This window comes from Bacillus sp. URHA0034 (genome assembly GCF_056280405.1).
Map to the genome: position 1 here is coordinate 875,672 of NZ_JBWCDK010000002.1, position 11,807 is coordinate 887,478.

At 38.1% G+C, this 11,807-nt stretch carries 9 protein-coding genes and 1 pseudogene; all 10 read right to left on the minus strand.

All coding sequences use genetic code 11. The annotated features are described in order from the left end of the window. Positions 1–43: 43 nt before the first annotated feature. Positions 44–925 (minus strand): OmpL47-type beta-barrel domain-containing protein, encoded by an 882-nt coding sequence (locus ACZ9EE_RS06325; protein ID WP_476032876.1) that lies wholly within the window; start codon positions 923–925, stop codon positions 44–46. After that, positions 917–2,992, minus strand: a pseudogene (locus ACZ9EE_RS06330) (pectate lyase family protein); the annotation flags it as partial. The pseudogene ACZ9EE_RS06330 and the gene ACZ9EE_RS06325, both read right to left, overlap by 9 nt. Before the next feature lie 1,000 nt (positions 2,993–3,992). Beyond that, positions 3,993–6,407, minus strand: a complete 2,415-nt coding sequence (locus tag ACZ9EE_RS06335) for a heavy metal translocating P-type ATPase (protein WP_476025813.1) — start codon at positions 6,405–6,407, stop codon at positions 3,993–3,995. Between the two features lie 78 nt (positions 6,408–6,485). Next, positions 6,486–6,692, minus strand: a complete 207-nt coding sequence (gene copZ / locus ACZ9EE_RS06340) for a copper chaperone CopZ (protein WP_476025814.1) — start codon at positions 6,690–6,692, stop codon at positions 6,486–6,488. A gap of 25 nt (positions 6,693–6,717) precedes the next feature. Next, positions 6,718–7,062, minus strand: coding sequence for a metal-sensitive transcriptional regulator (locus ACZ9EE_RS06345; protein WP_476025815.1), 345 nt, complete (start codon positions 7,060–7,062; stop codon positions 6,718–6,720). Between the two features lie 283 nt (positions 7,063–7,345). Beyond that, complete coding sequence (locus tag ACZ9EE_RS06350; RefSeq protein ID WP_476025816.1) at positions 7,346–8,080, minus strand: urease accessory protein UreH domain-containing protein; 735 nt, start codon at positions 8,078–8,080, stop codon at positions 7,346–7,348. A 187-nt stretch (positions 8,081–8,267) separates the two neighbouring features. Further along, positions 8,268–8,882: a YdhK family protein gene (locus tag ACZ9EE_RS06355; RefSeq protein WP_476025817.1), complete on the minus strand. Its 615-nt coding sequence runs from the start codon at positions 8,880–8,882 to the stop codon at positions 8,268–8,270. 270 nt (positions 8,883–9,152) lie between these two features. After that, the gene (locus ACZ9EE_RS06360) at positions 9,153–9,290 is read right to left on the minus strand and encodes a hypothetical protein (protein ID WP_476025818.1); all 138 of its coding nucleotides are present in this window, start codon (positions 9,288–9,290) and stop codon (positions 9,153–9,155) included. 89 nt (positions 9,291–9,379) lie between these two features. Further along, positions 9,380–10,783 carry a GntT/GntP/DsdX family permease gene (locus tag ACZ9EE_RS06365; protein ID WP_476025819.1) on the minus strand — a complete coding sequence of 468 codons (1,404 nt, stop codon included), beginning with the start codon at positions 10,781–10,783 and terminating at the stop codon, positions 9,380–9,382. 319 nt (positions 10,784–11,102) lie between these two features. Further along, positions 11,103–11,804, minus strand: coding sequence for a response regulator (locus tag ACZ9EE_RS06370; protein ID WP_476025820.1), 702 nt, complete (start codon positions 11,802–11,804; stop codon positions 11,103–11,105). Between the last annotated feature and the right edge of the window lie 3 nt (positions 11,805–11,807).

Genomic DNA, 11,807 nt, shown 5'->3' on the forward strand with positions numbered 1-11,807 from the left:
CCCCTTTTTATTTGTCCTAAAGAAATGCGAATCTTATGTTCTGTTATTTCCCTGACTCATCGTGGGGTACCCGTACAATAACAGTAGTGACTGTCTGGTTTCCTGCCTTATCCAATGCTGTATACGTTATGCTATAGGTAAGATCAGCCTTTTTACTCGCTTTTTTAGCGAGTAATGTAAACGTCTTATCTAGCGTACCGTAAGTAGCATCTCCCACCAATTGTTCGGAAGCGTCATCAAGTTCACTTGGAATAATCGAGGACAGCACAACGGAATCAATCCCCGACAAACTGTCACTTGAATCAACGACCGCCGTTACTGAAACAGGTTTATTGTTGGCAGTCCTGAGTATCGATTGATCCAAATCGACCTGAAGCGAAGGTGCGGTTTTATCCCAATAGATCGAAACCGTTTTCTTCCCCTCTACATTACCTGCGTTATCAACACTCCAATAAGTGAGGCTATGAATGCCTTCCGCAGTAATTGTAACCGATTCGCCCGTTTGTGGAGCCCCGTTATCAATCGTGTAGTAAGTTGCTGCAACACCTGAATCCATATCCTTGGCCATAAAGTTCACCGTTACATCTTTATTGACCCAGCCATTCGGCGCATCGTCGGTGGTTACGGGTGCCGTCTTATCAATGTTATTGACGGTAGCAACAACACTTCCTGGATTCCCCGCCGCGTCTTCAAACGTAAAGGTAAAGCTTCCATTTTGGCTAAAAGTGTACTGACCTAGCCCATTATTGTTCGTTACCGTAACAGGCTCACTTGGTATAACAGTCACAATCACATCTTTGTTGGTCGGATTGACAGCACTATAGCTGATAGTGGCTGTAGGAGCAACGGTATCTGTTGGTTTTGTTGGTTCTGTTGGTTCTGTTGGTTCTGTTGGTTCTGTTGCGCCCTTATTGGCTACTTCCATATAAAATAGATTTGCAACATCAGCTTTCCTAATGGTATGTGAGCCAGGTACAAGAGGAACAGTTACAATGCCATCTGTCATTGCATAACTTATTCCATCTATGTTGACTTTTGATGTTTCTCCTGTATTAAACACTAAGGTTAAGGTTGAATCTAAAGTAGTCGTAAAGTCAATGCTGGTCGAACTCTCCATTTTTAAAGCTTGTGTTAGGGTTAGACCATTATAAACCACTGTTCCTTTACTTGTTGAAAGGTTCCCTTGAATCGTGAAGAAGTTGCTTTCTTTTCCATCTGTGGTAAAGTTTTGTACATTTACTACAGTTGAATCGGTTGGTTCTGTTGGTTCTGTTGAGCCGATTGGTTCTGTTGGATCTGATTGAATTGAATTACCCCCTATGGATACAAGTTGGGTTTTGTAATTTTTTATTTTAGACATTAGTGCTGAATTAAGGCTAGACGATTTATCATCAACCGCATCATCAAATTCCCATGTAAAGTCTCCATTATTTAGGCGGCCAGCTTCTGCAGTAACAATTTGTTCAACAAGGCTTACATCATCAATCTCAGATGCAGTTACGCCCAAATCGATGCGAGTATCAAAGTTATTATAAGTTGTTCCGCCTACTAAGGTTTTGTAAGAGCTTGGAACGGTTTCACTTCTTGACGAAGCTAAGTAAGCATCAAATGATGTTGCATTAGCTGGAGTTGTTCCCGCATCGGAATTAGCATAGATAAGACTTGCAGCATCCACAATCGTATTGTTGTATGCTTTAATCATTCCTCCATCTTCGCCCGAGAATGTACCTTCCCCTAAAGCGTCAGTCCCTTGCAAGGAACTCATCATTGGATATTTCGTATTTCTAAAATAGTTTGATTCTACAAAGGATGAACTTCCTGTTGTTACACCAACACCATATTTAGAGACTCCATCAAAGAAGTTATTGTACACATGAACAGTTCCTGTTCTTATTCGTGGATGACGAGAGTCTGAATGATCAAACCAGTTATGGTGGAAAGTTACAAAGAATTCTGATGATTCATTCAAACCGAGTAGAGAAGATTTTCCAGAATCCCAGTAGTGATTATAAGAGAGTGTAATATATGTGGATCCTCCTTTCAGGTCAGTGGAACCGTCACCTTTTGCTTGGTCGGCATCTCCTCCTGCAGTTCCATAGAAAATGTCATTATTATGAATCCAAACGTTAACATTGCCAGTATCCATAGAAATGCCATCATCTGGAAACAACGCCATACCCAAGTTTCTTACTTCTACATTACCGACATATCTAAGCAGGATTCCCCATCCATACGCATAAGTATCTTCCCCGATACCTTCTAATGTAATATTCATTTCCGAATAATTGGATTTACCTTTTACTTGAAGATATCCGCTGCTGTTAAGTTGTCCATACATGTCAGCATCTGTAATTTTTCCAATAAATCTGATTGCAAGCGGCGTTTTATCATAGCCTTTTTGTCTCAGGTTCAGAATATTACCTATACCCACACCTGTTGTTACAGCTCCTGAGCTGCTGGTTACCACATCATGAGTTACGGTTTGTGCATTCTTAGATGTTACATAAATAACTTGAGCGCCAGCCTTAAGTGTTCCATCATCATTATAAGCACCTGAACTTGTGCCGTAGGTTGAGTTTGATGCAAAGGCAAATCCTGATCTGTCATGTGCCGTTACGGGCAGCGTTTTAGAAACCATACTTACAATTGAATTATCTGACAGTACTGCGTCAACTTTCATAACATAATCTCCAGCTGCAAGCCCTAGAGCATCAGCTCTCCAATACGATCCGTAGCTTCGAATTAATTCAGTATCAATTTGTTTATATTGAGAATCTGATGCACTCGCAGGTTTAACATAAACGTTATATCCTGCCGCATCATCAACAGACGACCATTCTATATATGCAGTTTCATCCCAACCTCCACTGTTGATTATTGAAGGGCTAGCAGCATGTACCGTAGTGTTTGCGAATCCACCGAACCCGCCTGCTAGTAAAGATAGTACAAGAGAACATATAAAATAGATCCTTACTACTTTTTTTCCAACCATCTGTTCCTCCTTAGTCAATTTGTCCTAGGTATTTTGAAACCGCTTCCAATACACAGCTAGTTTAAATGCAGCAAACTATATAATTCTTAAACAAGTATCATATAGTGCTCCAACATCCCTTTTCACCCCCTACAACGAAAATCTTTATATTAAAAAGAGATAATGCATCTGACCTCAATACCTCTTTTAATAATCCATGTTTGAAATTACTAGATAAAAGAGCTTCTCCTCCTTTTGAGAAAAAGAAGAACATTTACCTTTGACACGTGAAAGAATGCAGGGAAATTTTATATGTACTAACATGTTAAGGAAATCAAACAGAATGGAGAAAAATTTTTCCAATATTTATAATAGTGGGAAATGTTCGATAAAGATATATAAAAATTTACTCTTTTTGTTTAATATTTTTAGGAAAAATATTATTTGACAGTCTTTCGAGCGTCAAATAGCCCACATCTGGTGATAAGATGTGGGCTGTGATAGCACTAGATCGAGGCTTTGCTAAAACTTCAGTTTGTTTGAAGTCCATAAATCGCCAAACACTTCAGACAGGGTCATCTTTTTGTTTAACCAGAATATACTTTTTGCCCATGCAAAAACACCTCCGACTTTAGTACTTAATTTCACTGTACCATTTCGAAGGTGTTTTATCGTGTCGCATTTTATTAGGTTAGTCATCCCGGGATAACGGCATTTTTCAAATTTCAAATACAATCTTGACCGAAAATTTTATCTTTTAGTCTATTATTTTTCTGTTGAAGAACCTTTCCATTTGGCATTTGTTAATATATCTGGAATTTTGTTAATATCCGAGGCGATTTTGTTAATATCTACTGGAATTTTGTTAATATCCTCGAATTTTTGTTCATATACCCCTAAAAATTGTTAATAAAGTATTAAAGCACTAAAGGATACCAAAATAATTAGCAGGAATCTTAATAATAATCCCCAAATGAAGTCATATTTTTACTAGAGACCATATTTTCCATCATGTTTATTTTTACAATTTAACTTTTTGTAAACGTAAGGCATTGAGTACAACCGATACTGAACTAAATGCCATTGCGGCACCTGCTAACCAAGGTGCAAGGAACCCAAGAGCAGCTACAGGAATACCTAGAGTATTGTAGGCAAGGGCCCAGAACAAATTCTGCTTAATATTACGGATCGTCTTCTTACTCATGTAGATGGCATCTGCAATACTATTTAAATCCCCGCGAATTAGTGTGATATCAGCCGCTTCCATTGCAACATCCGTACCAGTCCCAATAGCCATTCCAATATCAGCAATCGCAAGGGCTGGAGCATCGTTGATTCCATCACCAACCATGGCAACCTTTTTCCCTTCTGCCTGCAATTTCTTTATTTCATCGGCTTTACCTTCAGGAAGTACTTCAGCAATAACATGATCGATACCTACTTGTCCCGCTATTGCTTTTGCTGTCTGTTTATTATCCCCGGTAATCATGATTACCTCTATTCCCATTTCTTTAAGGCGGCATATGGCTGATTTAGACGTTTCTTTAATCGTATCTGCTACAGCAACCATTCCAGCATATTGGTTGTCTACCGCTACTAACATTGCTGTTTTCCCATCCTTCTCCAAATCATCCATTTGGTTATAAGCATCTTCTGCAGCAACATTATATTTACTCATTAATTTCCTTGTTCCAACTAGTAGTTCTTTTCCATCAACATTTGCTTTGATACCAAAACCAGGGATTGCTTCAAACTCAGTCGCGTCTTTAAAAGAAAGTCCTTTTTCCTTAATCCCCTGAACAATGGCTTGTGCTAGTGGATGTTCCGATTGTTTTTCGGCAGATCCAACTAATGATAAAAATTCATCTTCTACTTGATTTGGAACTGTGAATACGTCCGTTAAAACCGGTGTTCCGTTTGTAACCGTACCTGTCTTATCTACTACAACCGTAGAAATTTTGTGGGTCATTTCCAAATGCTCGCCGCCCTTAAACAGAATGCCATATTCCGCTGCACGGCCCGAACCTGCCATGATAGATGTTGGAGTGGCTAAACCTAATGCACAAGGACATGCTATAACAAGAACGGCGATCAATTTTTCTAGCGCTTCTGCGAAATCTCCAGGAGACACCCAAACATACCAAACGATAAAAGCTAGTACTGCAAGGGCCACTACAATAGGAACAAACACCCCAGAAATTCTATCAGCTAAACGTTGAATAGGTGCCTTAGAACCCTGTGCTTCTTCTACTACCTTAATAATTTGAGCTAAGGCTGTATCTCTGCCTACTTTGGTTGCCTTAATTAATAAGAAACCATTTTTATTAATCGTAGCTCCGATTACCTCATCACCAACGGCCTTATCAACCGGAACACTTTCACCCGTCAGCATTGATTCATCAATGGCCGAACGACCTTCTATTATCATTCCGTCTACCGGGATCTTTTCACCAGGCTTAATATGAACGATATCACCAACGGTTACTTCTTCAATTGGGATTTCCTGTTCTATCCCATCTCTTTCAACTATCGCTGTCTTTGCTTGGAGACCCATCAATTTTTTTATGGCTTCAGATGAGCGTCCTTTAGCCTTTGCTTCAAAAAGCTTTCCAAGAATAATCAGCGTAATAAGTATGGAACTAGTCTCATAGTAAAGTTCTACGGAATGGTTCATGCCTCCGATAGACAATATTGATAAATATAAACTGTAAAAATAAGCAGCAGACGTACCTAAAGCAACCAGAACATCCATATTGGCACTTTTATTTTTTAATGCTTTATAAGCTCCCGTATAAAACTGTTTCCCAATATAAAACTGCACCGGTGTAGCTAGGGCTAACTGCACCCAAGGATTCATAAACAGTTTCGGAACCCATATAAAGGAGGTGAATGAAAAGTGACCCACCATTGCCCATAATAGAGGGAATGAAAGGATGGCGGAAAAGATAAACTTCCTTGTTTGTTTTTCAATTTCCTTTTGTCGATGGTCACTCGTTTCTTTTCCATCTTCCTTTATTTGAGCACCATACCCTTGGTTTTCTATTCTGTTTATGATTTCACCTGTAGAAAGTACCGCACTATTGTACTCTACAGTTGCTTTTTCAAGGGCCAAATTGACATTTGCTTTTACGACCCCATCTAACTTATTTAAACCTTTTTCGATTCTGGCCGCGCAAGCTGCACAGGTCATTCCGGTTATGTCAAATTCCGTTTTTTCATACACCACATCGTAACCAAGATCTTTTATCTTTTTTTCAATGTCTGCAATATTGATTTGATCTGGGTCATATTTAACATTCGAACGCTCTAAAGCAAGATTCACATTTGCGGTTTGGACGCCTTCTAACTTATTAAGACCCTTTTCGATTCTTACCGCACAGGCAGCACAGGTCATACCTGAGATTTGTAAATTAGTTTCTTTCACATTTTGACTCATAAAGGCCAACTCCTTATACCCCATATGGGTATATTTTCGTTTGAAAAGAACGTGCTAGCAACTAGCACGTCATTTTCCTTATTTCACATCATAGCCTTGATCTTCGATAGTTTCTTTAATTTGCTCTAATGAAACTTCTTGATTATAAAATTCTATATCCACTTTAGCAGCCTTTAAATCGACCTTTACAGAGTTGATGCCCTTAAGAGCTCCAACACTTCCTTCTACTGCTTTTACACAATGACCGCAAGACATTCCTAGAACATTTAAAGTTACTTTTTCCATTTTAATACTCCCTCTCATCTATCAATTATTTTTTTATAAGTCTATGAATGGTAGTTAACAATTCATCTACAACTTCATGATCGCCCTCTTGAATTCTCTCGACCACACAACTTTTCATATGGCCTTCCAAAAGTATTTTCGCGACACTATTTAAAGCTGCCTGGGTGGCTGCAATTTGCGTAATCACATCATCACAATAAGTATCTTTTTCGATTAAACCTTTGATACCTCGAATCTGTCCCTCAATCCGATTTAATCTTGAAACAAGGTTTTGTTTCATTTTATCTGAATGATGACTTTTGCGCTCTGTTGTCATGAAACCACAGTGTTCATTAGAATGATTCAGGTTAACCGGCTCGAGATTATCCATTACCATCCCTCCTTTTATTTTAATTTACCATACCCCCCTACCCTATGTAAATAGGCGTACTAAAATATTTTTTATTTATCTATCCAACTTACAAAATTTGTCCATAAGTCCTTGTAATTGGTCAAAGTCGTTATTCTGACGGAACAAACCTTTTACAAAAGTAACTTTAACAGATAACTATAGAACTTTGCTTGAAAATAATCTTACAAAAATACTAAGTTCTATATAAGGCCTGCAAAACAAAACCAACGAACAAATATCGTTGGTTTTGTTTTATCTGTTTTTATAAAGACCAGTAGGTGATTGTATCAAAGATACCTAAGATTAACATTAGAGCTCCGGCAATTTTATGAATAACCATTCCAACCTTTCTTCCTTTTTTCAATACGACACCACTTCCGCCCAGATACCAAATAATTAAAATAACGACCAATAAGGGTATACCTGTTCCAACTGCAAAAATGGGGGGAAGAACAAACCCATAGGGGCTAGACAACACAACTGGCATCAATGTGACGAAAAATAATATAAACATAGTAGGACAGAATGCGAGTGAAAAACTAAATCCCAACATAAAAGTAGCAAATGGATTTTCATGTGTATAATCTTTTGATAGTTTTAATAAATTTAAGGTTCCCTTTAATTTAATGAATCCCAACATAAATAAACCAACGAAGATTAATAAAGGCCCGATCATTTTCCTAAGCCATGGAAAAAATAACGGCAGACTTTGTTCAAACCCTTTTCCTAGCAACCAAACCAATACACCTAATAACGAAAAGGATGCTATTTTCCCCAGTGTAAAATAAATAACATCCTTCCAAGCTACTTTCTTTTGAATGGAACGATTACCATAGAGTGTTACCGCACTAATATTCCCTGTAAGCTGGCAAGGCGCAAGTGCTCCTACTAGTCCCAGAATTAAAGCAAAGACAATAGGCCAGGATTCCAAGCTATTGGCCATACTAATAAATGGTTTACTTAGCACGGAACTTATTTGACTTAATAAACTGTACATATGATCACCTAACAGACTATTTTAATAGCTTAAGGTTACCATAAAAAATGGCAGAAAGTGTGGAGGTTTCCTGACAACTTATCTTAAACCTTACGATATTTACAGGAATTTGGCACTTTTCTCTCTTTTTTTAAACAATAAAAAAAGGGTTGCAACGCAGCCCTTTTCCTTGAACAACTATTTGCTTTTATTTAGCAGATAGTTCACTTTCTGTTACCCATTTATGATTTGTTACTTTCTGACCGCCAGTAGTTGATGTGTAATCAACCATATATACGGTTGTTTTTTCTGCTGAATCAATTGTTCCCGTTGCACCATTCATACCTTCCATGTGGTCTGCCTGTATCGTAACTTTTGTTCCAGGTTCTAAGGTTTTATCTCCGGCATCTTTGATTTCTTGTTGAATAACCCATTTGTGGTTTTTTACTGGATCTCCTCCAGTAGTTGGTGTATAGGTTACAGCATAGGCTATCGTATCATATGCACCAACAACAGTTGCTTTGGCACCGTTCATACCTTCCATATGATCTGATTTAAGAATGGCTTGGTCCCCGACTTTAAATTTTGGATTCTCTGCTACTTTTAATCCTGCAGGAACCTCACCTGAACCTGAATGATCCATATCATCCATGTCCATACTTTTATCAACCGAACTCGAATTCTTATCATCCATCTTCATGTTTTCATGATCCATATTTGAGCCTTTGTCAGAGCTTTTATCCGTACTATTACCTGAACAAGCAGCCAACATGAACATTAACACCAACGTGAAAATCCCTATAAACAGTCTTTTTGTTTTCATTTAACTCCTCCTTACATTTTATTACAAAATTCATCCTACTATAAAAGTTTGCAGAAAGTATGCATTTTGAGGAAAAAGTGAATGACTTTTTACTCTCAACTCACTGTTCAAAAAGCTCATAAAAAAATCCATCAAGTTCTTTTTGCCATCCTACAACAAAATTTATTCATACCATTTGAAACTAGCTTTAAAAATTTAAAAGTCTAGAATCCTAGTCGGAATCCAGACTTTCTTTATGGAAAAATATTAGACTGTTACTAAACGTAAAAATTAATCATTAAAGTAAATAATCTCTGAAAGAATCTTATGTCCTGAAATATTCTTAAACGCTTCTTTCGCTTCTCGTTCCGTTTTAAACTCATACATCGTTACGAATTTTCCCTTTGAGTATACCGTGATATTCCACATGGGAATTCCCTCCGTTAAACACAGATTAATATCAATCCTCTTTGTAGTTATATCTTTTTACAAAAGATGTCAATCATATCTTATAGTTACTAGAAATGAGGCAGTAAATTTAATAATAGTGCCATGACCAAACCAACTATTCCTATAATTGATTGGATAATGGTAATCGTTTTAAAGGTTTCACCCATTGACATACTAAATGATTCTTTTACTAACCAGAAGCCTGCATGATTAGCGTAGTTAAAGAATAATGAGCCAGCACCAATGGCTACTACCAGCAATTCCTTATTAATGCTCGGATCTGTTCCAACAAGTGGTGCCAACAAGCCTGTAGCTCCAACAATGCCAACAGTAGCAGACCCTGTCGTCACAGACAATAAAGCAGCAATCAGCCATCCGATGGCAATAGCAGAAAGTTTCATTCCGGTGGAAAGGTGGATGATTGCATCTCCGACATGGGAATTAACGAGTACCTTTGCAAAGGCACCCCCGCCGGCAATAATTAATAGAATACCTGCAATAGGTTTAAGACTTGCACCAAGTGAATCTCGAAGTTGTTTTGTATTTGCTCCCCTTCCATATCCCAATAAAATGATTCCTGCTATTAAACCAATTAACAAAGCAATAATGGGCTCTCCTATAAAACTTGTTATATTATTAAACAAAACTGATTTCTTAAATAATGTTTCTGCTACCGTACGGCTTAACATCATGAGCATCGGCAGCAAAATCACTATAAATGAAGCAACAGATGAAACGGGTGACTGCTCTACAGCTGCAGCCACTTCTGATTCTATTTCTGAAGACGCAGTATATTGATCTAGCAACAATTGGTCCGGACGAACGGTCATCCGTGGTGCTATAAATTTACCGTATACGGGGCCTGCTAGGATTGCTGCAGGAATGGCGCAGATAAGGCCATAAATCATGGTAATCCCCAAATTAGATTTAAACCCTGCAATAGCAACAAGCGGACCAGGATGGGGCGGTACCATTCCATGCATTGTTGCCAATGCAGCTACGACAGGTACCCCTATGAAAACAAATGCTGAACCTTTTATATTCCCTTGCTTCTCCACTTTGGCAGCAACAGAGAATACCAGTGGTAAAAGCATGATTAGCCCTACCTCAAAAAACATTGGGATTCCAATAATGAATGCCACCGCACCAATTAACCATGGTAAAGTTCGGTTAGTGGAATTCCTCAAGATTATTGAAGCAATTTTGTCCGTTGCTCCTGAATCGCCCAATAGTTTCCCTATCATCGCACCAAGTGCTACTTGTAGTCCAACCCCTCCCAGTGTCCCCCCGGCACCATCTTCAATTGAACTTACAATAGTTTTAGTATCAAGACCTGATGCAAACCCTACGCCAACAGACACCACTAAAAGTGCTAACATAGGATGGAAACGTAATTTTGAAACAATGAGAAAAACCAGTAACAAAATGCTGCATACAGCAACAACAAGCAATGAAATATCATGTTCAGTCATCAACTACACCTCTTATATAATCGTGATAAATTTTTATGAATGCGAGATTCATAATTTCCGAGCAAGAGAGCGCTCTCAATCCTCTCCAAAATTAAAGCAGATAACGCTTTCAAACCGTCGTTTGATTAAGCTATTAATATAAATGTACAGTGTAAAAAGAAAGATTTGAATATTATATAAATTAGTCGAATTAAAATAGTTAAATGATTATTTACATTTACTGTAAAAAGAACAAAGAACCATAGTAGACTGTATTAACCATAACCATGCATTTTTTTAGAAAAAAAAAGAGATTGGCTTTTTACCAATCTCCGGATCATCATTTCTTTTTCCATTTGTATTTTCGTTCCGGTCGCCCCACCGATCCATATTGGATATCGACTTCCATTTCATCAATCGATGAAAGATACTCTAAATATTTTCGGGCAGTTGAATCCGTGATTCCAAGGAGGACTGCTAATTCTTCAGCACTAACGCTCCCCGTTTCAATACGAAGTTTGTCCCGGACTCTCACTAGCGTAAATTTATCGATGCCTTTAGGAAGTTGTTTTTCCTGGGTTTGTTTAGGATTGGGATGGTCCGCTAAGGAGAAAAAGGTATCAATCTCCTTTTGATCCATCGTTTTTTTTATCTGAAGCTGCTCCATGGTTAGTTTATATCTGTTCAGCTCATCAGTGAATTTTTTCACATCAATCGGTTTGATTAAATAACTAAAAACTCCCCCGCGGATTGCCTCTGTTATTGTTTCCGCATCATTTGCCGCAGTTATTGGAATAATATCGATCCCTCGATACTTTATTCTGATTGCTCGTAATAAGTCGATGCCATTCATATCTGGCAGATAGATGTCTAACAGAATTAATTGGGGCTTAAAGTTTTGAAGATAGGCAAGTGCCTCTTTCCCTGAATTTGCAATGGCAGAAGCTTCAAAGCCTTCTATATTTTCGGTGAATTGCTTATAAATTTTGGCCCCGACCGGATCATCTTCAACAATCATGACTTGAATAGAGTTTCCTGCCATATA

What these genes read in the sequence shown, in the direction of transcription:
- ACZ9EE_RS06335 (WP_476025813.1), bottom strand. Translation starts at nt 6,407, where the DNA reads ATGAGTCAAAATGTGAAAGAAACTAATTTACAAATCTCAGGTATGACC.
- copZ (WP_476025814.1), bottom strand. Translation starts at nt 6,692, where the DNA reads ATGGAAAAAGTAACTTTAAATGTTCTAGGAATGTCTTGCGGTCATTGT.
- ACZ9EE_RS06355 (WP_476025817.1), bottom strand. Translation starts at nt 8,882, where the DNA reads ATGAAAACAAAAAGACTGTTTATAGGGATTTTCACGTTGGTGTTAATG.
- ACZ9EE_RS06370 (WP_476025820.1), bottom strand. Translation starts at nt 11,804, where the DNA reads ATGGCAGGAAACTCTATTCAAGTCATGATTGTTGAAGATGATCCGGTC.
- ACZ9EE_RS06365 (WP_476025819.1), bottom strand. Translation starts at nt 10,783, where the DNA reads ATGACTGAACATGATATTTCATTGCTTGTTGTTGCTGTATGCAGCATT.
- ACZ9EE_RS06325 (WP_476032876.1), bottom strand. Translation starts at nt 925, where the DNA reads ATGGAAGTAGCCAATAAGGGCGCAACAGAACCAACAGAACCAACAGAA.
- ACZ9EE_RS06345 (WP_476025815.1), bottom strand. Translation starts at nt 7,062, where the DNA reads ATGGATAATCTCGAGCCGGTTAACCTGAATCATTCTAATGAACACTGT.
- ACZ9EE_RS06360 (WP_476025818.1), bottom strand. Translation starts at nt 9,290, where the DNA reads ATGTGGAATATCACGGTATACTCAAAGGGAAAATTCGTAACGATGTAT.
- ACZ9EE_RS06350 (WP_476025816.1), bottom strand. Translation starts at nt 8,080, where the DNA reads ATGTACAGTTTATTAAGTCAAATAAGTTCCGTGCTAAGTAAACCATTT.